The 22170-nt window shown below is 68.0% G+C and carries 19 protein-coding genes; 12 read left to right on the plus strand and 7 right to left on the minus strand.

Annotated features, from left to right (window positions below):
- Positions 1-268: 268 nt before the first annotated feature.
- Complete coding sequence (locus tag K368_RS0104060) at positions 269-1684, minus strand: MdtA/MuxA family multidrug efflux RND transporter periplasmic adaptor subunit (protein WP_027171266.1); 1416 nt, start codon at positions 1682-1684, stop codon at positions 269-271.
- A gap of 271 nt (positions 1685-1955) precedes the next feature.
- Positions 1956-2096, minus strand: a complete 141-nt coding sequence (locus tag K368_RS26995) for a hypothetical protein (RefSeq protein ID WP_197030979.1) — start codon at positions 2094-2096, stop codon at positions 1956-1958.
- Between the two features lie 407 nt (positions 2097-2503).
- On the opposite strand from K368_RS26995, the gene K368_RS0104070 reads away from it, so the two are divergent.
- The 8 genes from K368_RS0104070 (at position 2504) to K368_RS0104105 (ending at position 9988) form a co-directional block, all read left to right on the plus strand.
- A complete protein-coding gene (locus K368_RS0104070; protein ID WP_027171267.1) occupies positions 2504-3673 on the plus strand; it encodes an aminotransferase in 1170 nt (389 codons plus the stop codon).
- A 96-nt stretch (positions 3674-3769) separates the two neighbouring features.
- Complete coding sequence (locus K368_RS0104075; protein ID WP_027171268.1) at positions 3770-4255, plus strand: DUF4112 domain-containing protein; 486 nt, start codon at positions 3770-3772, stop codon at positions 4253-4255.
- Positions 4256-4280: 25 nt separating this feature from the next.
- Positions 4281-5456, plus strand: coding sequence for an ABC transporter permease (locus tag K368_RS0104080; RefSeq protein ID WP_027171269.1), 1176 nt, complete (start codon positions 4281-4283; stop codon positions 5454-5456).
- A gap of 167 nt (positions 5457-5623) precedes the next feature.
- A complete protein-coding gene (locus K368_RS0104085; RefSeq protein WP_027171270.1) occupies positions 5624-6844 on the plus strand; it encodes a Gfo/Idh/MocA family oxidoreductase in 1221 nt (406 codons plus the stop codon).
- Between the two features lie 304 nt (positions 6845-7148).
- Entirely contained in the window at positions 7149-8432 is a 1284-nt protein-coding gene (locus K368_RS0104090) for a cation:proton antiporter (protein WP_027171271.1), read from the plus strand.
- A 290-nt stretch (positions 8433-8722) separates the two neighbouring features.
- Positions 8723-8932: a cold-shock protein gene (locus K368_RS0104095; RefSeq protein ID WP_026176335.1), complete on the plus strand. Its 210-nt coding sequence runs from the start codon at positions 8723-8725 to the stop codon at positions 8930-8932.
- Positions 8933-9082: 150 nt separating this feature from the next.
- Complete coding sequence (locus K368_RS0104100) at positions 9083-9445, plus strand: DUF6481 family protein (RefSeq protein ID WP_026176334.1); 363 nt, start codon at positions 9083-9085, stop codon at positions 9443-9445.
- Between the two features lie 345 nt (positions 9446-9790).
- Positions 9791-9988, plus strand: coding sequence for a hypothetical protein (locus K368_RS0104105; protein WP_018046073.1), 198 nt, complete (start codon positions 9791-9793; stop codon positions 9986-9988).
- 99 nt (positions 9989-10087) lie between these two features.
- On the opposite strand, the gene K368_RS0104110 is transcribed toward K368_RS0104105, so the two are convergent.
- Both K368_RS0104110 and K368_RS0104115 read right to left on the minus strand, forming a co-directional pair.
- Positions 10088-10624 carry a DNA starvation/stationary phase protection protein gene (locus tag K368_RS0104110; protein WP_027171272.1) on the minus strand — a complete coding sequence of 179 codons (537 nt, stop codon included), beginning with the start codon at positions 10622-10624 and terminating at the stop codon, positions 10088-10090.
- Positions 10625-11001: 377 nt separating this feature from the next.
- Entirely contained in the window at positions 11002-11715 is a 714-nt protein-coding gene (locus K368_RS0104115; RefSeq protein ID WP_245259497.1) for a calcium-binding protein, read from the minus strand.
- A 45-nt stretch (positions 11716-11760) separates the two neighbouring features.
- Between K368_RS0104115 and K368_RS27285 the strand changes: the two genes are divergently transcribed.
- The gene (locus tag K368_RS27285) at positions 11761-12378 is read left to right on the plus strand and encodes a hypothetical protein (protein ID WP_245259498.1); all 618 of its coding nucleotides are present in this window, start codon (positions 11761-11763) and stop codon (positions 12376-12378) included.
- 339 nt (positions 12379-12717) lie between these two features.
- Here the strand turns inward: K368_RS27285 and K368_RS0104120 are convergent, their stop codons facing one another.
- Positions 12718-13659, minus strand: a complete 942-nt coding sequence (locus tag K368_RS0104120; RefSeq protein WP_051439752.1) for a L,D-transpeptidase — start codon at positions 13657-13659, stop codon at positions 12718-12720.
- 298 nt (positions 13660-13957) lie between these two features.
- On the opposite strand from K368_RS0104120, the gene K368_RS0104125 reads away from it, so the two are divergent.
- The 3 genes from K368_RS0104125 (at position 13958) to K368_RS0104135 (ending at position 16783) form a co-directional block, all read left to right on the plus strand.
- Entirely contained in the window at positions 13958-14329 is a 372-nt protein-coding gene (locus tag K368_RS0104125) for a hypothetical protein (RefSeq protein WP_027171275.1), read from the plus strand.
- Between the two features lie 110 nt (positions 14330-14439).
- Positions 14440-15666, plus strand: coding sequence for an exonuclease SbcCD subunit D (locus tag K368_RS0104130; RefSeq protein WP_027171276.1), 1227 nt, complete (start codon positions 14440-14442; stop codon positions 15664-15666).
- A gap of 136 nt (positions 15667-15802) precedes the next feature.
- Positions 15803-16783 carry a catalase family peroxidase gene (locus K368_RS0104135; RefSeq protein ID WP_027171277.1) on the plus strand — a complete coding sequence of 327 codons (981 nt, stop codon included), beginning with the start codon at positions 15803-15805 and terminating at the stop codon, positions 16781-16783.
- 72 nt (positions 16784-16855) lie between these two features.
- Here K368_RS0104135 and K368_RS0104140 read toward each other — a convergent pair whose 3' ends face one another.
- Together K368_RS0104140 and K368_RS0104145 are read right to left on the minus strand one after the other, a co-directional pair.
- Positions 16856-18247: a calcium-binding protein gene (locus K368_RS0104140; protein ID WP_197030981.1), complete on the minus strand. Its 1392-nt coding sequence runs from the start codon at positions 18245-18247 to the stop codon at positions 16856-16858.
- A 209-nt stretch (positions 18248-18456) separates the two neighbouring features.
- Positions 18457-21987 carry a PAS domain S-box protein gene (locus tag K368_RS0104145; protein WP_027171279.1) on the minus strand — a complete coding sequence of 1177 codons (3531 nt, stop codon included), beginning with the start codon at positions 21985-21987 and terminating at the stop codon, positions 18457-18459.
- Positions 21988-22170: the final 183 nt, after the last annotated feature.

The raw sequence follows: 22170 nt of genomic DNA on the forward strand, positions 1-22170 counted from the left end.
GCGAGCCCTCCCCCCACCGGGTCTCGGACCTGCCCAACCGTCGGCGTGAAGCGCCACGAACTCCCTCTCCTGGAAGGAGAGGGTTGAGGTGAGGTGTGCGACACCTCCGAAAAGTCCACGCACCTCACCCTGTCCCTCTCCTTCCAGGAGAGGGGACCCGCGCTAACCGTGCGATCCGGCCAAGCCTTCGCCAGGAAGCGGATCACTGTGACGTCCGGTGCGCCCATGGATGCGTCGAACAGCACGTCAGTCATAGGCGACAAGGCGCTCATTGCGCCGCCGGCCGCTCTCTGCGGCGCTCGCGCTTCTGCGATGGGTTGTCGGGAGGTGTCCCGGCGGCGGGCGTCGACGTCGTGGCCGTGGCGTCGGTTGCAGGTGCCGCTTGGCCGGGCGCCGCCGGCTGGCCGGGCACTGCGGGTTCACCGGGAGGCGGCGCCTGGCCCTTGCCGCCCTCGGTGACGCGGACCTTGGCGCCGTCGCGCAGGCGATCGGTCCCGTCGACCACGACCCGGTCGCCCACCGCCAGCCCCTTGGTGACGGCGGTGCGGGCGCCCTCGGCCTCGCCCACGGTGATCGGGCGGACCACGACCTTGTCCTCGCCGTCGAGGAGGTAGACGTAGGCGCCGGGCGTGCCGCGCAGGATCGCGGCGGTGGGGATGATGGGCGTGTCCCGTACCGTGTCCACGGTGAGCTTGGCGTTGACGAACTGGTTCGGGAACAGGCTCTCGTCCTTGTTCTCGAACAGCGCACGCAGCTTCACCGTGCCGGTGGTGGTGTCGATCTGGTTGTCCACCGTGTCGAGGGTGCCGGTGGCGAGCACGTTGGCGTCGCCCCGATCGTAGGCGCTGACCGTGAGCTTCGCGCCCGAGCGCAGGCGCCGCATCACCCGCGCCACGTCGTCCTCGGGCAGGGTGAACACCACCGAGATCGGATGGAGCTGCGTCACCACCACGATGTTGGTGGAGGCGGCGGTGACGTAATTGCCCTGGTCGATCTGGCGCAGGCCGACCCGGCCGTCCACGGGCGAGACGATGCGGGTATAGGCGATGTTGAGCTTCTGCTGATCCACCTGGGCCTGGTCGATGGCGACCGTGCCCTCGTTCTGCTTCACCAGGGCCCCTTGCGTGTCCACGTTCTGCTTGGAGATCGAGTCCTGCAGGCTGAGGCGCTGGAAGCGGGCGAGATCGAGCTTGGAATTCTGCAGCAGCGCCTGATCGCGGGCGAGCTGGCCCTGGTACTGGGCGAGCTGGGCCTCGTAGATGCGCGGGTCGATCTGGGCGAGAAAGTCGCCCTTCTTGACGTTCTGGCCTTCGCGAAAGCCGATCTCCATGAGGTAGCCGCTGATCTGCGACTGGATCGTCACGGTGGCGAGCGGCGTCACCGTGCCGAGGCCCGACAGCACCACCGGGATCTCGCCGGACGAGACCGTGGCGACGCCCACCGCCTGGGGCATGTCGCCGGGGCGTCCACGGGCGCCCTTGCCGCGCGCGGGCGTGCCGTCGGCGGAGGTCTCCGTCGCGGTCTTGGGCGCGAGATAGAATCGATAGCCGGCCGCGCCAGCCCCTGCGAGGAGGAGGAGCAGGATGAGCCACGTCCCCGCGCGGCTTCGCCGGCGCGTGGGCGCCGGTGTCTCCGGTCCGATTTCCCGGGCCGTCTCGGTCCGGATGGGCGATTGTTCGTTCATGCCTCGACAATCCGGCCGCTCGTTTCCGACCGGCACCAAGCAGTGTGACCGAAATGGAGACGGGAGTCCCGACGGAACAGGGGGCGCGACCACCTCGCAGCAGCGCGACGATCCAGGGCCGCGCAGGAGGTTGCGCACATTGGCCGGGGGGCCTTGCCCATCGATCGTTCGCTCAGCATCGCCGCCGGAGATGCCGGACTATTGCGACGCCAGTGCGGCGCAGAGGTTTCCGGCCTGTTTCCGAGGCCCCGCTCCGGCCCCCCCGACGCCGTCAGGGCAGCGGTTTCGACGGGTAGGCCTCGACCACCGCGCGATAGGCCGCGTCCGGCGGCGTCACCGGCACGGCGAGGCGCAATCCCGCCCCCGCCAGGGCGATGAGCAGGGCGAGAGCGCAACAGGCGCGGGTGCTCAAAGGGTTCGTCCTCGTGATCCGATGCGAGGTCGCTACCCCGGAGGACCATCGAAGCACAAGCGGAACACGAGAAAGCCGCCACGCCGAGACGGTGTGACGGCTTTCCTCTCGGGGAGGATCAGATTTTCGAAAACGGACCGGAGCGGCGCGTCGCCCAACAGAAACGAGGGGGCGGTGTTTCCGTTGAGCGGCGACCGCTCCGGCCATGACCAGAACCTACGTTACGCCTGATGAATGTCAACAATCGTCAGGCCCGACCTGGGGCGCCGGGCCAAGGAGCGTGCGAACGCGCACATTTCGGCTCCCGCGTTTCCCGCCCCGAAACGCCCGTGCTACCGAGGATGGACGCCTCTCCGCCCATGGGCGGAGCCCGATCGAAGCCCCGCCGACCACGAGCGTTTTTGCGGATGAACCCTGTCTTCGCCGACCTCCCCAATACCGTGTTCGACGTGATGTCGGTGCTGGCGCGCGACCTCGGCGCGATCAATCTCGGCCAGGGTTTTCCGGACGATCCCGGCCCGGCCGACGTGCGCGAGAAGGCCGCCGAGGCCCTGCGCGACGGCTACAACCAATACCCGCCGATGATGGGACTGCCGACCCTGCGCCGCGCCATCGCCGCCCATTACGCGCGCCACCAGGACCTCGCCCTCGATCCCGAGACCGAGGTGATGGTGACCTCGGGCGCCACCGAGGCCCTGGCCGCGAGCCTGCTCGCCCTGGTCTCGCCGGGCGACGAGGTGGTGCTGTTCGAGCCGATGTACGACGCCTACCTGCCGATCGTCCGGCAGGCCGGCGGCATCCCGCGCTTCGTCACCCTGCGCCCCCCGCATTTCCGCCTCGACGAGGCGGCGCTGGCGCAGGCCTTCTCCGATCGCACCCGCGTCGTCGTGCTCAACAACCCGCTGAACCCCACCGCGACGATGTTCCGCGACGAGGACCTCGCCCTGCTGGCACGGTTCTGCCAGCGGTTCGACGTGACGGCCGTCTGCGACGAGGTGTGGGAGCACGTGACCTTCGACGGGCGTCCCCACCGCCCGCTGATCGGGTTCGAGGGCATGCGGGAGCGCACCGTGAAGATCGGCTCGGCCGGCAAGATCTTCAGCCTCACCGGCTGGAAAGTCGGCTTCGTCATGGCGGCGCCTCCCCTGCTCAAGGTGGTCTCGAAGGCGCACCAGTTCCTCACCTTCACCACACCGCCCAACCTCCAGGAGGCGGTGGCCTACGGCCTGTCCAAGGACGAGGCCTATTTCCTCGACATGCGGGCGCGCTTCGCCCGCTCGCGCGACCGGCTGAGCGCCGGCCTCACCGGGCTCGGCTTCTCGGTGCTACCCTCGCAGGCCACCTACTTCCTCACCATCGACATCGGCGAGTTGGGGCCGCGCCTTGGCTGCGCGGACGACGTCGCCTTCTGCCAGGCCCTGGTGCGTGAGCATGGCGTCGCCGCGATCCCAATCAGCGCCTTCTATGCTAGGGGGGCGGTGCGCCACCTCGTGCGCCTGTGCTTCGCCAAGCAGGATGCGACCCTCGACGCCGCCTTGGAGCGCCTCTCCGGCCTGATGCGGGGGCGGGCCGCGTGAGGCCGGGAGGTCTCGGGCTTCCGCCGCTTGCGGTCGGCACCGGGCGGGGCCACATCCCGTATCATGACCACGACGCGCATCCCCCGGAGCCCCGCCATGGCCTTCAACGACGCCGTCTTCTCCGCCCGCGAATTGCCCAACGGCGCCTTCGGCCAGCGCGACGCGACGGCGACGCGCTTCCGCGCCGAGCCCGACAGCCGGGAGGCGGCGTTGCTGCGGCTGGAGCAGTTCGCCCACATCATGGACACGGCGTTCGTGATCCCCGGCATCAACCGCCGGGTGGGGCTCGATGCCGTCATCGGCCTCGTTCCGATCATCGGCGATGCGGCGGGCATGCTGCTCGCCTCCTACATCGTCTACGAGGCGCGCCGCCTCGGGGCACCGCGATGGCTGCTCGCCCGGATGGCCATGAACGTCGCCTTCGACGGGGTGATCGGCGCCGTGCCGCTGGCCGGCGACATCTTCGATGCGGCGTTCAAGGCGAATCGCCGCAACGTCCGGCTGCTGCGCCGCCACCTCGAGAAGACCGGCGGCCTTCGCCCCAACGAGATCGAGGGAACGGCCGTCCGTCTCGACGGCTGACGCACAATCCAATAGGGGCGGTCTCATGAACGAGATCGCCCGCCCCGCGGAAGCCGTCCCCGTCGCCGCCCCGCCTCCCCTTGCGCCGGTGGCGCGGGGGCTGTCGCCGCTGAACCGGCGGCGGCTCACGAACTTTCGCCGAAACCGACTGGGCTTCTGGTCCTTCACGATCTTCGTCGCCCTGTTCACGCTGAGCCTGTTCGCCGAGTTCATCGCCAACGACCGGCCCCTGGTGGTGTCCTACAAGGGCGAGATCCTGTTTCCCGTCCTCATCGACTATCCGGACGAGAAGTTCGGCGGGTTCTACGCCCGGCCGAACTACCGCTCGGCCGAGACCCGGCGGGAGATCGCCGAGAACGGCTGGGCGATCTGGCCGCCGATCCCCTATTCCTACGACACGATCATCGACGGGCTGCCGACCCCCTCGCCCTCTCCCCCCACCTGGATGCTCACCGACGCGCAATGCCAGGCGGCGGCGAGGCAGGATGGCGCCGAGACCACGGGCCGGGAGGGGTGCAGGGGCCTCGAGATGCACTGGCTCGGCACCGACAACACCACCCGCGACGTGCTGGCCCGCGTCATCTACGGCTTTCGCATCTCGGTGCTGTTCGGGCTGATCCTGGCCATCGTCTCCTCGGTGATCGGCGTCATCGCCGGCGCGGTGCAGGGCTATTTCGGCGGATGGGTCGATCTCGCCCTGCAGCGCTTCATCGAGGTGTGGAGCGGCATCCCGACCCTCTACCTGATCATCATCATCTCGGCCTTCATCGCGCCGGGCTTCTTCGTCCTGCTGGGCATCCTGCTGCTGTTCTCCTGGGTGGCCCTGGTGGGGGTCGTGCGCGCCGAGTTCCTGCGGGCGCGCAACTTCGAATACGTCCGCGCCGCCCGCGCGCTCGGCCTCTCCAACATCCGCATCATGAGCCGGCACCTCCTGCCCAACGCCATGGTGGCGACGCTGACCTTCATGCCGTTCATCCTCAACGGCTCGATCGGGACGCTGACCTCCCTCGACTTCCTCGGCTTCGGCCTGCCCCCCGGTTCGGCCTCGCTGGGCGAGCTGCTGGCGCAGGGCAAGGACAACATCCAGGCCCCCTGGCTCGGGCTGACCGGCTTCTTCGTGGTGGCGGTGATGCTGAGCCTGCTCATCTTCGCCGGCGAGGCCGTCCGCGACGCCTTCGACCCCCGCAAGACGTTCAATTAAAAATCGCCTGTAGCGCAGACCCGCTGAGGTGGGTCTCGCGTTTTAATCCCCCCCCGCGCGCCTCCACCGCAGGTTCCGATGGAATCCGATCGGAGCGTCACGCGTTGTCGAGCAGCGGCATTCTCGATCCGGCCGCGAGATTCATCCCTCCCGGATCCGGAGTTTCGATGTCCGACGCCGCGACCACGACACCGTCCCGCCGCCTGTTCATGGCCGGCACCCTCGCCGGCATCGGAGGAGCGCTCGCCTCCGAGCGCGCGGCATCGCAGACGATCCCCACCACCCCGATCGGTCGGCCCGAACCCCAGCTCGACCAGCCGCCGCCGCTGCCGCGCGAGGCGCATCTCGGCTGGGCGGTGGTCGGCCTCGGTGATTTCGCCCAGGCCCAGATTCTGCCCGCCTTCCAGCGCGCCCGTCGCTCCCGGGCCGTCGCCCTCGTCTCCGGCAATCCGGACAAGGCGAAGTCCGTCGCCGACCGCCATGGGATCGGACCGGGCGGCCTCTACGATTACGCCTCGATGGGGAAGATGGCCGACAACGCCGACATCGCCGCCGTCTACGTCATCACGCCGAACTCCACCCATGCCGATCTGACCGTCAAGGCGCTCGAGGCGGGCAAGCACGTCCTCTGCGAGAAGCCGATGGCGACGAGTTCCGCCGAGTGCCGGCGGATGATCGACGCCGCCAAGGCCGCCGACCGCCGCCTGATGATCGCCTACCGGGTGCATTGGGAGCCGCACAACCTGCGCGCCAAGGCGATGATGGATGCGGGCGAGCTCGGCGAGGTGCGCTTCGCCTCCTCCGACCATCACCGGCCCCTGGAACCGGGGAAGCCCCGCGACCAGTGGCGCATGCTGAAGGCGGTCGCCGGCGGCGGTTCGCTCGTCGATATCGGCATCTACGGCCTCAACGGCGTGCAATGGTTCTTCGGCGAGAGCCCGTCCTCGGTCTCCGCCTCGATGCATGCGCCGGCGGGCGATCCGCGTTTCGCCGAGGTGGAGGATGTGTTCACGGCCCAGCTCGTCTTCCCCTCGGGCCGGCGCGCCACCGTCTCGTCGGGCTACAGCGCCGACAAGAAGCGGATCGACCTGTGGGGCGACAAGGCGGTCGCCACCCTCGATCCCGGCACCGCCTACCAGGGCAACCGCCTCGTGATCGGCAACGCCAAACGCGCGGACGAAATCCTGACGGCGGAGGGCGACGCGGTTCAGTTCACCGGCGAGATCGACCATTTCTCGCAGGTCATCGCGGAGGGCGGGGAATTGCGCACGCCCGGCGAGATGGGCCTGCGCGACGTTCGCCTGATCGAGGCGCTCTACCAGGCGGCGGCGACGCGCCGATGGGTCGATCTCAACCCCGACATGACGATGCGGACGGGCGCGCCCTGACGGCGGCTACCGGATTCATACATCGTCTCTTGCAGGCAGAGCGCGTCCCTCTCCCCCTTGTTGCTACGATGGTCACACATCTCGCGGGCAGCGCGGGTCCCCTCTCCTGGAAGGAGAGGGAGCCCGTCGCGCCTCATATCGATGCCTTCGGCTCAAGAAAGCAGCCGTCGAGAAGATATATGAATTCCGTAGCCGGCGGCGGAGAGGGAGCGGCGCTCCCATCCGGAAACGGACAAAGAAAATCGGTCTTGCGTATGGGTCGTGGTGATTCCGGCGGGGAGCGTGCAGGAACGAAACGGGTGCCATGGACACGTATGTCATCACGCTCGGCGGCTTTGGAGCCCTGGTGCTCCTCACCGCCTGGCTGCCGATGGTGCTGCGGCAATTGCCGTTGTCACTGCCGATCTGCTGCGTCGCGATCGGGGCCGGCCTGTCGCTGATTCCCGGGATCGGCGAATTCTCGCCCCGGCCGGAGCATCACCTGCGCCTCATCGAGAAGGTCAGCGAGTTCGTCGTCATCATCTCGCTGATGGGAGCCGGGCTGAAACTCGACCGCCGCGTCGGATGGAGGCGCTGGATGGTGACGTGGCGCCTTCTCGCCATCGCCATGCCGCTGACGATCCTCACCCTCGGGTTCCTGGCCTCGCATCTCCTCAGCCTCGGCATCGCCGCGTCCCTGCTCCTCGCCGCCGCCCTCGCGCCCACCGACCCGGTCCTCGCCTCCGACGTCCAGGTCGGTCCGCCGTCGGAGGGGGACGAGGACGAGATGCGCTTCGGCCTCACCTCCGAGGCGGGGCTGAACGACGGGCTCGCCTTTCCCTTCGTCAACCTCGCCATCGCCCTCGCCGCCTCCACCGGCCTGAACGCCGCCGGGTGGACCGAATGGGTCGGCCTTTCGCTGGTCTGGAAGATGCTGGCGGGCGTGGCCCTGGGGGCCGCCATCGGGCGGGGCTTCGGCTGGCTCACCTTCCACCTGCCGAACCGGGCGCGCCTGTCGCGCACCGGCGACGGCTTCGTGGCTCTCGGCATCACCTGCCTCACCTATGCCGCCGTGGAAGCGGTGCACGGCTACGGCTTCGTCGGCGTCTTCGTCGCCGCCCTTGCCATGCGGTGGTCCGACCAGGGGCACGACTACCATCACGCCCTCCACGGGTCGGCGGAGGCGTTCGAGCGGTTGGCGATGATGATCCTCCTCGTCGGCTTCGGCCTCGCCCTCGGCGGCGGGCTCCTGCGCGACCTCACCTGGGCGGGGGCCGCCTTCGCGTGTCTCGTCATCTTCGTGGTGCGCCCGCTCTGCGGCTGGCTCAGCCTCGTCGGGCACGACCAGCCCTTCGCCGAGCGGGCGGTGATCAGCATCTTCGGGATCAGGGGACTCGGTACGATCTACTATCTGGCCTTCGCCCTCGGGCATGCGCGGTTCGAGCAAGCGGGCCTTTTGTGGAGCACGGCGGGATTGACGATCCTCCTCTCCATCGTCCTGCACGGCGTGAGTGTCTCGCCGGTCCTGGGCTTCCTCGACCGCCGCAGCGGACGCGATACCGAGAGCGCCCAGCTCGACCTGCCGCTGGCCTCCCGCCGCACAGAATGAGGCCGGGGAACGGGGCCTGTCGGCTGAGCGAAATCAGCGCCCGTATTGGCCGGCCGCCCTCCCAATTTTCCCGCACCCACCCAAAAACAAAGCCCAAGTTTTTCATGGCGTTTGCTAAATCCCGCCATTGGGAGTACATGACGGTGATCGGAGCGTGATCAGATCTTCATTTGCCGAAGCCAAACGGCTTTTGCATAATGAAAGTCGGGTGCGAATCGAGACAACGGAGAAGGCCGGACATCTTCGTCTGGACCTCCGAACTATGATGCCCGCAAGGGCGAAGGATTATGATGGCTGTCGGTACTGTTAAGTGGTTCAACGAGCAAAAGGGCTTCGGCTTCATCCAGCCGGATAACGGCGGCAACGACGTGTTCGTGCACATCTCCGCCGTCGAGCGCGCCGGTATGCGCGGTCTCGCCGAAGGCCAGAAGGTCTCCTACGAAATGGAAACCGACAAGCGTAGCGGCAAGCAGTCCGCCGGCAGCCTCCAGGCCGCCTGAGCCACCGTGCCGCATGAGCCATGCCGGGTTCCCTGAGAACCCGACACTGGTTACGGAGCCGCTCTCCATTGGGGAGCGGCTTCCTGCGTTTTCGATGACGTCTTCTTCCTATGCGGCCTCGCCCCGCCGCATTCCAAACCAGGATTCTGTGTGAGCCAATTCAACGAAAACTCCATGACCGACCGCCTCAAGGCTTCGCAGGAAGCCCGTCAGGCCGCGCTGGCGCGTTTCCGCGACCGCCCGGCCGCCGACGATCCGACGGTGGTCGCTCGCAAGGCCGAGCGTGAGGCGATCGCCCGCGAGCGCGAGATCCGCGTCGCCGCCCGCGAGGCCGAGCGTGCCGCCGCCGCCGCGCAGGCCGTCGCCGAAGCCGAGGCCGAGCGTGAGCGTCAGGCCATCGAGGCCGCTCGCGTCGCCGAAGAGAAGATCGCCCTCGCCGCTGCCGCGCGCATCGAGCAGAAGCAGCAGCGCGACGCGCGCTACGCTGCCCGCAAGGCCAAAGCCCGCAAATAAGGCGGACCAATGCCGCATCGGTCTTCAGTGAGAGGCGGATCCCGTTTCCCGAAGACCGGTGCTGCGAAACGAAATCCCGGAGTGCCGTTCCGACCGCGAGGTTCGGGACGGGCATCACTTGGGTTCGACATCGGGGCCGCTCGTCAGCGATCGGGCCTGTGACGTCGAATGGGTTGGCTCGGTCCTTCATGAGGGTTCGGGCGCAGGGTGGCGGCGCCGGACGGAGCTGCCACCCATCTCGTCCCTTTCCGTAAGGCCACAGGCTTTCGGCAAGGCGACGCGCGACCACGAACACCCGTCCGGGGACGCGGAGACCCTTTCGCGTCAACTCAGAAAGGCACTCCCATGGCCCATAAGTTCAAGCTCGGGCAGCGTGTGCGCCGCGCCCGCATCGGCTATGCCGACGTCAAGGCCGACCCCGCCGACGTGTTCGAGATCGTCCGCCTCGTTCCCGAGGACCAGACCGGCGAGCCGTTCTACCGGATCAAGTCCGGCGGCGGCGAGCGTGCCGTCCGCGAAGGCGAGATCACCCTCGCCTCGTGAGACGTGGCGTCCGGCCCGTCCGGACGCAGAGACCGAAAAGGCCCCGCATCGGAGGATGCGGGGCCTTTTTCATAGTGTATTCCGTTCAGCCGGCCGAGGTCAGTGACCACCCTCGGTAGCGTTGCGGGTCGCCTCGTAGAGGAACCAGGTGCGCTCCTCGGACTGGTTGATCCACTCCTCCAGCAAGCTGGTGGTGGAGACGTCCTTGGCCTCGTCCGTCACCTCGTGCAGCTCGCGCATGTTGGCAGTGAGATTCTTGTTGTCGTCGCGCAGCTCGGCCAGCATCTCGAGGGGGCTGACATACTCGGCGTCGTTGTCCTCGACGCGGGACAGCCTGGAGGCCTGCCCCAGCGATCGCAGGGTGGTGCCGCCGATCTTGCGGGCGCGCTCGCCGACATCGTCGATGATGCCGAAGATCTGCTGCGATTGCTCGTCGAGCATCAGGTGATAGTCGCGGAAGTTCGGGCCGCTCACATGCCAGTGGAAGTTCTTCGTCTTCACGTACAGGGCGAAGAGGTCCGACAGCAGGACGGTCAGGCCCTCGGCGATCTTCTTCGTCGCCTCGGGGGCGAGATCGGTGGGGGTGTTCAGGCGATCCCCGTCGACGCGCGTGCGGCCGCTCAAGCTCTTTGCCATGACGTCATAACTCCGTTTGAATTTCGATAGCGGGCGGCGTCCAGCGCACGCCCTGTGACGGGAAAAAGCCAGAGAGTGGGGGGAAGTTCCGCATCCCAGCCATGAGCGGAGCGAAGCCCGCCGATCGGCCTCGGGACATGCCCCGGAGAAGGGATCCACCAAGCCTTTGCTCGGCATCGATGATTCGGATTGCAGCGGGCCGCCCCCGGCGCCGGGCGCGGCCCGCCCCGACTGGCAATTCCGCGAATCTCTCAATGTCGTGAGTGCGATCGCGAGAGGGGTGACGCTTCTGCCGGCCCGGCGTGATCCGCGCCGAGCCGTTCCGGGTCGATCAGGCCGATGCCGTGGCGATCGGCCCCCGATCTCCGGCCGCCGGCTCAGGCGAACAGGAAGTGCCCGGCATCGATCAGCTCTGCCTTCGTCACGTCATGCAGGATGATTTTATGCGTCGGGTCGGGGTCGCCCACGACGGTGATCTGCGTGTCCGCGCCTCGGTGTACCGAGGTCAAGGTCAGGTCCCCGATCTTCGACGCGAGCGCCGATACGTCGAGAAAATCGTGGGCGATAGCGAATCTGAAGATCTCATCCCGCCCAAAGTCGCCGGCGAAGGAGAAGGTGTCTCGCCCCCCTCCGCCGAAGAGTTTGTCCGAGCCGTCGCCGCCACGGATTTCGGCGTCGTCGGACCGCGCGACGATGCGGTCGTTGCCGGCCCCGCCGCTGAGATCGCTCGGGTAGCGGCTGCTCCCGATGATGACGTCGTTGCCGGCTCCCCCGGAAATGCTACCGTACCCCGTCCCCAGACTGAGCCAGTCGTCGCCCGCGTCTCCCTGAAGAAAGTTGCTTTGGGCACCACCGGTGATGTGATCGTTGCCGATCCCCCCGCTCGCATAGCGTCCGCCGGAACCGAGGCGTATCGTGTCGTCGCCGCCATCGCCGAAGACGGACGCCATTCCGCCGGCCAGTTCGATGACGTCGTCGCCGTCCTGACCCCTTATGGTCGACAGGCCGTTGCCGCCGGTGACGTGGTCGGCGCCCTGGGTCGCGACGAGGGTGCGGGGTGCGCTTCCCGTCGTCGACAGGACGATGGCCACGCCCTGGGTGACCTCCGACAGATCCAGCGACGACCCCGACCCGACATGGACGGCCTCGATGCTCCTGAACGTATCGTCGGTGAAGCTGAACGCATCCGCTCCCTGCAGGAACAGCGTGTCCTTGCCCGCGCCGCCATCGACGGCCGCTCCGGAGCGGTGAAGGACGAGACGATCGTTGCCGTTCCCGCCCAGGAGCGTGTCCGCCTCACCGGTGCTGCGCAGGGTGTCGTTGCCGCCTCCACCGTCCAGGCGATTCTGGCCCCTCCCCCCTTCGAGAACGTCATTGCCGTCCAGGCCCAGAAGCGTGTCCGCACCGGACCCGCCGCGAAGGATGTCGTCGAACACGTGCCCCTGCAAAAAAACGGCGCCTTTGTTGTCAGAAAAATCTATAAGAAAGCTTTGTTCCCAAAAGTAAAATCTGTGGTCATACTTCACACCGGTATGGTCGTTCTTGAAAGTTCCGTTGAAAGCATCGTTTTTTACGGGCGTTCAATTCGCGATATACGTGTAAGGCGACTCGTTCGAGTCGTATATTGGCTCATAAATATATACAAAGCTGTATTGATCCGGATCGAATACGGATCCGCGACTATAATGAACGACAGGCATGATGTCCCCCAGACAATCAAACTTTGGAACAGTGCCACACCCAACACGAAGTGAGGTAGCTACTGATCGTCGAGGGGGGTTAGAGAGCAGAATTTCTGCACATCGGCAATTGTACCGATAAGCACCATGTCGATGACGCGGCCGAATGCTTTAGGAGAACTATTAAGGAGGAGGCCGGATGATCCGGTGCGTCCCTGGTTCCGGCATTGCCGTGGCATCACCGGGCGGAGCCATTCGCCCGGAACCCGTTCGAGCACACGATACGCGTGTGGGATTGCCGGGGACCTGTTCGACTTGTTTTTCCCAGAGGAGTCTTCCGGGGATCGCGCGCGCCCGGATTTACGCCATCGCGAAAAGAGCCCGGCGGGCCGTGCCCGCCGGGAACTGGCACTCTCAGGTCAGCACGACCACGCGGGAGCCGATCTCGACGCGGCCGTAGAGGTCGATCACGTCCTGGTTGATCATGCGGATGCAGCCGGACGAGACGCTGAGCCCGATGGATTCCGGCTCGAGGGTACCGTGGATGCGGTAGAGCGTGTCCTTGTTGTCCTGCCACAGGTAATGCGCCCGCGCACCGAGCGGGTTGCGGGAGCCGCCGGGAACGCCGAGGCCGCTCTGGAGCTGGGTCACCGACCGGGCGAGCTTGGGCGTGCGGGCAATCATCTCCTTGGGCGGATACCAGTCCGGCCACATCTGCTTGGAATTCACCGTCGAGACGCCCGACCAGGAGAAGCCCTGCTTGCCGACGCCGACGCCGTAGCGCCGCGCCCGGCCATTGGCCTGAACCAGGGTGAGGTGGTGCGCGCGCGGATCGACCACGATGGTGCCGGGGGGCTCGCGGCCGGTATAGGCGATCTCCTGGCGCAGGAAGACCGGGTTCGCCTTGCGCCAGTTGAAGGCATGGACCGGGAACGGCTCGTCGGTGATCGCCGCATAGGCCTTGGCGTAGTCGATCGGCCCGTCATCCACCGGACGCGCCACCGCGTTGCCCTGGTTCGCCGGCGACGGCGGCTGCTGCGCCCGGCGGCGGGCATTGGGATCGGCATAGGGGTCCGCATCGGGATCGTCCTCGAAGCGCGGGGCGGCCGTGCGTTCGCCATAGGGTTCGTAGCGCCCGCCCCGCCGGCGGTAGAGCCGCCCGGCCTCGTCCCGATAGAGACGGTCGTCGTCATAGGGGCCGTAACCGTCCTCCGAGTCGATGGAGAGCCGGCCGCGGACCTGGGCGAGGGCGGCGAGCGGAGAACCGATCAGGGCCAGGGTCGCGCCCGCGCCGCTCAGCAGGGTCCGCCGGCTGACGGGACAAACGGGCCGTTCGGAGATGAAGCGTTCGGACATGGGGTACTCGAGGATGGGCCCCTCGCCAGGGCGCGAGGACTAAAGCCAAGATCGTGCGGTGACTTAGCAAGACCTGGGGCCGGCGTCACGCCGGCCCGCCGCTCATCAGCATTGCGGCCGGGTGGGGTCGCCGGGCAGGCATGAGGCCGGCCTAGCGACGGACCTTTCATCATGGCGCGAGAATGAGCGGGAGATGTGGTGATTTCATCGAGTCTTGCGATTGCAAAAACCTCTGTTCGCATCGACATAGGTCTCTGCATTTCAACACCATCGAATCCTTGGAAGACGGACGAATCCTGTGCCGATCTCTTCGTTCGCACGCCTTGGCGCGTCAGCCCTGACGCTCGCCCTCGGGCTTCTCATCGCCGGGCCCGGCCCAGCCCTGGCCGGCCCGAAGCCGGCCCCCTCATCGTCGACGGCCAAGGCGAAGGCCGTCGATTCCTCCCGGACCAAGGCCGCCAAGCGGTCGCGGACGGTCAAGGCCAAGCCGGCGCCCGTCGCCACCGGATCCCTCGCCAAGGAAGCCGCCGGCGAGACCCCGTCGACGGAGGCGCCCGGCGTGACCTGGACCTCGGCCGAGCCGGACGAGCTCCGGTGCGGGCGCAGCCGCCGCAAGCTGTGGCAGGCGGGCGAAGGCTGGGTGGTCAAGACCGTGACCGTCTGCCGTTAAGCATCTCTGCAGAAAAGCGGAGGCGGGCCGTCGGGTAGGACCGCCCGCTGCGGCGCGCTACAAGGCCCCGGCCCGCACAGGCGATGTCCGGGCGAGGTGGGAGCGATGACGTGATCCGCGTGCTGCATACCGGCGACTGGCATATCGGGCAGTCCCTGCGCGGCTATTCCCGCGCCCACGAGCATGCGCGGGCGCTCGCCCATCTCGAAGCCATCGTCGTCGGCCACGAGGTCGACGCCCTCGTGGTGGCGGGCGACGTCTACGACAGCCAGAACCCGTCCGGCGAGGCGCAGGCGCTGCTCTACGACGTGCTGGTGCGCCTGCACCGGGCGCGCCCCGCCATGACCATCGTCCTCACCGCCGGCAACCACGACGCGGCCGGGCGCCTCGAAGCGCCGAGCCCGATCCTCGAGGCCATCGGGGTCCGGGTCATCGGCAATGTCCGCCGCCGCGACGGCGCCCTGTCCATCGAGCGTCATCTCGTGCCGGTCCTGAGGAACGGCGAGGTGGCGGCGCAGATTCTTGCGGTGTCCTACCCCACCGCCGCCTGCCTGCCGCCCCTGCGCCGGGAGGAGGGATCGCCCATCGTCCGGGCCGTGCGCGCCCTCTATTCCCAGGTGATGGAGGCGGCGGCGCCGCATCTCTCCGGCCTGCCGCTCCTCCTCACCGGGCACCTGCACGTGGCCGGGGGGACCGAATCGGAGGGGGCCGAGCGCCGCATCCTGGTCGGGGGCGAGCATGCCGTACCGCCGGACGTGTTCCCGGCGGAGGCCGATTACGTGGCGCTGGGCCATCTCCACAAGGCCCAGACCATCGGCGGCGGGATGGTGCGCTATTCCGGCTCGCTGATCCCGCTCTCGGCCACCGAGCAGCCCTATATCCACGGGGTCAGCCTCGTGACCCTCGGCGACGGACCGGTGCGGGTGGAGCACATCCAGATCCCGCGCCCGGTCCCGTTCCTGCGCCTGCCCCCGCGCGGCGACATGCGGCTCTCCGACCTCGCCGACCATCTCAAGGCCCTCGACCTCGACCCGGCCCTGCCCCTGGAGGAACGGCCCTATATCCAGGTCCGCCTCGCCCGCGAGGGGCTGGGGCCGGGCCACCGGGCGGAGGTGGACCGGATCGCGGACGGCTTTCCCGTGCGCATCGTCGACACCCGCGTGGCGCCGGCCGCCGAGCCGGTGGCGGAGGCCGCCGAGGCGGCGCCCCTCGTGCGCCTTTCCGAGCGCGACCCGGAGGACCTGTTCCGCCTCGCCTTCGCCCGCGTGCGGGGCGCGCCGCCGGAGCCGGCGCATCTGGAGGTGTTCCACCGGATCCGGGCCGAGGCCGAAGCCTGAACCCCGAGGCCTGGAACCCGCCGCACCGGTCCTTGTCACGCAGCCGTTACCCTGTAGATATTACAATTCGATTGTGCGCCATCGAGATTCGTCGGACCATACCGATGCGAGCCGGGCGCCCGGGGGAAACAGCGCCATGAAAGTCTCGATCGTCGCCACCGGCTGCGCCATGGCGCTGGCCTTCACCGCTCCGGTGCAGGCCGAGGAGGCGGATGCCGCCGCCATCGTCGGCGCGCTCATGACGGCCGGCGGCAACAAGCCCGGCGTGCGGGCCAGCGGCGCCAAGGGCGTCTGCGTCACCGGGCAGTTCACCCCCTCTCCCGAGGCGGCGGGCCTGTCGAAGGCGCCGCATTTCGCCAAGCCCGTGCCGGTGACCGCGCGCTTCTCCATGGGCGGCAGCAACCCGGGCATCTCGGACAAGGCCAAGCCCGTGACGCGGGGCTTCGCCATGCGCCTGCGCGATCCTTCCGGGGACCTCGTCCTCGTCATCATCTCGGCCCCGGTCTTCTCGACGCGCACGCCCCAGCAGCTCCTCGATTTCGCCACCGTCCGCGCCCCCGGCCCGGACGGCAAGCCCGATGCCGACAAGGTCAAGGCCTTCGCCGCCGCCAATCCCGAGACCACGAGACAGGCGGCCTGGCTCAACGCGCGCCCGGTCCCGGCGAGCTTTGCCGGCGTCGATTACTGGGGCGTCCACGCCTATACGCTGACCAACGCCCAGAACGAGGCCAAGGTGGTCAAGCTGAAGACCGTGGCGGCGGCGGGCCAGCTCGGCCTCACCGACGAGGAGCTGAAGGCCAAGCCCGACAGCTTCTATGCCGACGAGTTGAAGGAGCGTCTCGCCAAGGGGCCGGCCAGCTTCTCCCTGGTGGCGATCCACGGCGAGGCCGGCGACCCCACCGCCGACCCGACGGCGCTGTGGCCCGAGGACAGCCGCAGGACCACGAGTCTCGGCACCCTCGCGATCACGGCTCTCGAGCCCGCCGCCACCTGCGACGCCGCCACCTTCGATCCGGTGGTGGACCTCCCCGCGGGCATCGCCGGCCCGGCCGACGACCCGATGTTCGCGATCCGCTCTCCGGCCTACGCCGTGTCCCTGTCGCGCCGCGCGCAGTAGAGACACGCCCGACCACGCCTGCCCGGTCGCGATGGGATCACGCGCCCGGGCAGGCGGAGGACGGCGCAGACATCAGAAGATGAAGCTGCCTTCCGTCAGGGAGGTCAGCGCGACGTCGAGCAGGATGATCTTGTCGGCAGGTCCGGAATCGCCGCCGAAGGTAACGATCGTGTTGGCCTCGCCGCGGAACGACGTGACATTCACGTCGTCCAAGCGGTCGGCGAACGCGCTGAGATCGATCTTGTCCTTGGCCACGTCGAACTTGCGGATGACGTCGCGGCCATCGCCCGAGGCGTAGACGAAGGTGTCGGCCCCCGCGCCGCCGAAGAGGGCATCGCCGCCCTGTCCGCCGGTGACGAGGTCGTTGCCCCGTCCGGCCTGGATGCGGTCGGCGCCGTCCGTGCCGGTGATCGTGGCGCGGCCATCGGTCAGGCTCTGTGAATAGATCTTCGTGCCGACCTCGACGTCCGTCATGGTGAGGGACGCGCCGTCGCGGACATAGACCTTCTCGATACTGGCGAACGTGATATCGGTGAGGGTGACGGTGCTGTCCTTCGCGATGAAGAGCAGGTCCGTCCCCTGGTCGCCCTGCACGATCACGGGCGAGCTGCTGATGACGAGGCGATCGTTGCCGCCCCGGCCATGCAATTCGTCGTTGCCGCCATTGCCGTTCAGCGTATTGGCGTCGCCGGTTCCACGAAGGACATCATTGGACGTACTGCCAAGCACGTTCGGGAAACCCAGGTAATAATCGCCCTGCGCGTCGCCGTCGAAGCCGTTTCCTCCAAATAGATCGACAGTCACGCCCTCTTCGGAATGCGCATAACTCAATGTATCGATGCCACCGCCGCCGGTCATATAGTCGGAACCCGCACCACCCTCGATGACATTGTTTTCAGTGTTGCCATCTATGCCGTCGCCATACCGCGATCCGCGAATGTTGGCAATATTGATAAAGGTGTCCTGTTGAGTGTTGCTAGCATAATCGTAGCCTTGACCGGCCCTCATATCGATCCCGACCCCGCCCGATTCGTCTTCGGTGGGCGCATCGAAATGCTCGTAGCTCAGGGTGTTCGTACCCGTGCCGCCGTCGAAGGTGTTGATGCCGCGACCGCCCTCCAGCACATCGTTGCCGCCGCCGCCGTTCAGGACGTCGTCGCCATCGCCCGTGCGGAACACATCCCCGAAATCTCCGCCGGTGACCCGCGTGACGTCATCGAAGTCGCTGGAATCGCCGTAGAGGCCGGCCATCTGGGCCGTCAGCTGGAAGATCCGGGACTCATATTCGATCCCCGGCCCATCCAAGAAGTATACGAGAAAATTTTCGAACTCTTCATATCCATCAACCACGGCACCAGGGCCGAAATCGAGCGTCCTGGCTTCCGTGTTGACTGATTCTTGATATCCTAAATTGGAATTGGCGAGGTCGTAGTTGCCGTTCAACGTAAAACGAAATAGCGCCATCTTCAGCCCCCACAGAACAGGTTCGTGCTTAAACCGCTCTGCTTCAATATGACTCCATCTTTTAAAATACAGTTATAGCTTTGTCTGGAAACAGCCGGATAAAGCCCTTCCGAGCCAAATACTCTCCCTCTTGCGGGCGGGTGAAGTGCGCCGCCTCCCGCGCGCCGGGTCGCCCCGGCGGAAGACGAGGCCGCGTCCCGTCCTCTGCCCTACCCGGAGAGGATCATCTCTTTGATCCGGCTGGCCAGCACCTCCATCACGAAGGGCTTGGTCAGCACCTGCATGCCGGGCTCCAGATGGCCGTTGCCGACCACGGCGTTCTCGGCGTAGCCGGTGATGAACAGGATCTTGAGGTCGGGCCGGGATACCCGCGCCGCGTCGGCCATCTGGCGGCCGTTCATGCCGCCGGGCAGGCCGACATCGGTGACGAGGAGGTCGATGCGCACGTCCGATTGCAGCACCTTGAGGCCGGAGGCGCCGTCGGCCGCCTCGATGGCGGTGTAGCCGAGCTCCTCCAGCACCTCGGTGACGAGCATGCGCACGGTGGGCTCGTCGTCGACGATGAGCACGGTCTCGCCCCGCTGCGCGCGCGGGGCGGGGGCGAACGCGCCGGTCTCGTCCACCTCGGAGGCCTCGCCGTAATGGCGCGGCAGGTAGAGGCACATGGTCGTGCCCTCGCCGAGCTCGGAATAGATCCGCACCTCGCCGCCCGATTGCCGCACGAAGCCGTAGATCATCGACAGGCCGAGGCCGGTGCCCTCGCCGAGGGGCTTCGTCGTGAAGAACGGGTCGAAGGCGCGGGCGATCACCTCCGGCGTCATGCCGATGCCGTTGTCGGTGACGCAGAGGGAGAGGTACTGGCCGGGGTCGAGGTTGCGCTGGCGGGCGGCATGCCCGTCGAGCCACTTGTTGGCGGTCTCGATGGTGAGGCGGCCGCCATCCGGCATGGCGTCGCGCGCGTTGATGCAGAGGTTCAGCAACGCGTTCTCGAGCTGGTTCGGGTCGACCAAAGCCGGCCACAGACCGGCGGACCCCACCACCTCGATCGTCACCGCCGGACCGACCGTGCGGCGGATCAGATCCTCCATCCCCGCGACCAGGGCGTTCACGTTGGTGGGTTTCGGGTCGAGCGTCTGGCGCCGCGAGAAGGCGAGCAGCCGGTGGGTCAGGGCCGCCGCCCGGCGCGAGGCGCCCTGCGCCGCGTTGATGTAGCGGTCGAGCTCGGTGAGCCGCCCCTGGGCCATCCGGGTCTGCAGCAGTTCGAGGCTGCCCGAGATGCCGGTGAGCAGGTTGTTGAAATCGTGGGCGATGCCGCCGGTGAGCTGGCCCACCGCCTCCATCTTCTGCGACTGGCGCAGGGCCTCCTGGGTCTGGGCGAGGGCCGCCTCACGGGCCTTCTCGTCGGTGATGTCGCGGGCCACCGCGTAGAACACCTCGCCCACGGGCGCGCTGACCCAATCGAACCAGCGATACTCGCCGCTCGCCGTGCGGACCCGGTTCTGGTGCCGCATGGTGCGGCCCTGGCGCATCCCCTCGACGATTCCGGCGCTGACATCGAGGAAATCGGGGTGGATGATCTGCCAGAACGGCGTCGCCAGCAGGGTCGCCTCGTCGTAGCCGAGCACTTCGCTCCAGGCCGGGTTCACGCTCAGGAAGCGGCCGTCCAGGGTGCCCGACATCAGCAGGTCGGGGATCAGCGTCCAGATCCGGACGCGCTCCTGGGTGCGCTCGGCGATCTGGCGCTCGAGCTCCGCCCGCGAGCGGGCCAGCACGTCGCGGGCTTCCACGATCTCCTGGATCTCGGTGCAGGTGCCGAACCAGCGCACGATCCGCCCGTCCGCGTCGCGCACCGGCTGCGCCCGTCCCAGTACCCAGCGGTACTGCCCGGAGCGGTGCCGCAGGCGATACTCGATATGGTAGGGCTCGCCGGTGGCGAGGCTGTGGTGCCAGACGTTCCAGGCCCTGTCCTGGTCGTCGGGATGGAAGATGCCGTTCCAGCCCGCGCCGTCGGTGGTGCCCGCCGGCACCCCGGTATAGTCGTACCAGCGCTGGTTGAAGTAATCGTGGTGCCCGTCCGGCAGGGTCGACCACACCATCTGGTCGATGGAATCGGCGATCGCCTGGAAGCGTCCCTCACTCTGACGCAGGCGCTCCTCCGCCTCCCGGCGCTCGTCGATGTCGATGACCGAGCCGACATAGCCCAGGAACTCGCCATCGGTGCCGAAGCGAGGGGTCGCCGCGTCGATGGCCCAGCGATAGCTGCCATCGGCCCGTCGCAGGCGGTACTCGACCCGGAACGGCTCCTGCGCGGCATTGGCGGACAGGAACGTGTCCGCCGCCAGCCCCTCGTCGTCGGGATGGGTCGCCTTGGTCCAGCCGAGGCCGAGGGCCTCCGCCTCGGTCTGCCCGGTGAACTCGTACCAGCGCCGGTTGAGGTAGATGCAGGACCCGTCGGGAATGGTCACCCACATCATCACCGGGGCGTGGTCGGCCATGTTGCGGAAACGCGCCTCGCTCTCCGTCAGCGCCTCGGCCTGCGCCCTGCGCTGGGTCTCGTCCCGCGCGATCCGGAGGAAGCCGGGCGAGCGGCCCTGCAGGTCCGGCGGCAGGCGGTGGAGGGAGCCGGCGAGGAACACCGGCGCCCCGTCCGCGCGCCGGTGCCAGCGCTCCGCATCGGCGCGGCCGTGGTCCACCGCCTCGGCGAGCTCCGCCGCATCGATTCCGGCCGCCCGGTCCTCGGGTGTGAAGATCATCGCTCCGTGACGGCCGAGCGCATCGGCGGCCCTCCAGCCGAGAACCTCGACCGCGCCGGCCGACCAGCTCGTGATGATCCCCTGCGGGTTCATGGTGAAGACGACGTGGTCGCGTGCGCCCTCCATCACGAGGCGCAGGCGCTCCTCGCGCTCGCGCAGGGCTTCCTCGGCCGCCCGGCGCTCGCTGATGTCGCGGTAGAACACCGAGAGGCCGCTTCCCGACGGGTAGACCCGCACCTCGATCCAGATGTCCTGCAGCGTGGAGGTATGGCGGTAGGTGAGTTCCGCCGAGGCCCGTTCCGCCATGGCGCGGCGGTAGAGCGGCCAGGTCGGCATCCGCTCGGCATCCGGCCACACGTCGAGGAGATGGCGACCGAGGATCGCCTCGGGGGGCCGCCCGTCGAGGCGCAGGCCCTCGGCATTGATGCGGCGGACCCGGAAGTCGCGGTCCAGCAGCAGGAAACCCTCGCCCATCCCGTCGAGGACGCCCCGCACCTCGGCCTCGCTCTGGCGCAGCCGGCTCTCGGCGCTGACCCGGCCGGTGGTCTCGGTGCAGGCGCAGAAGAAGCCGGCGACGGTGCCGTCCTCCTCCCGCACCGGCGTGTAGGAGAAGGCGAAATGCGTCTCCTCGGGAAAGCCGTTGCGCTCCATGACGAAGGCGACGTCGTCCATCTGGATAGAGCGTCCCGCATAGGCATCGGCGACGATGGGGGCGAGGTCGCTCCAGATGTCGGACCAGACCTCCGCGATGGGCCGCCCCATCGCACCGGGATGCTTGGCGCCCATGAGCCGGGAATAGGCGTCGTTGTAGAGGACGATCCGCCCCGGCCCCCAGGTGACGAACATGGGCTGGCGCGCGGCGACCATCATCCCCGTCAGCGTGCGGAGGGAGCCGGGCCAGGATTCGAAGGGTCCGAGGGGCGTCGCGGACCAATCGATGGCCTCGATCAGCGCGCCGCACTCGCCCCCATCAACGAGGACACTCACTGCCACCCTCTTTCCGTCGCGAGGGTCGATCCGGGATGGCGCGACGCGGAGTCGGATCGCGCGCCCGCACAGGATCGACGTCCCTGCCAACGGCCAAGGTCGACCCGCCGTTCCCCGCGAGGGCCCGCGCCGAGGGGGCCTCCACCGGGGGGAAGGTCTCGCATCGTCATCGCGGCCCGATGA

The sequence above is a fragment of the Methylobacterium sp. 10 genome (assembly GCF_000519085.1).
Taxonomy (GTDB): domain Bacteria; phylum Pseudomonadota; class Alphaproteobacteria; order Rhizobiales; family Beijerinckiaceae; genus Methylobacterium.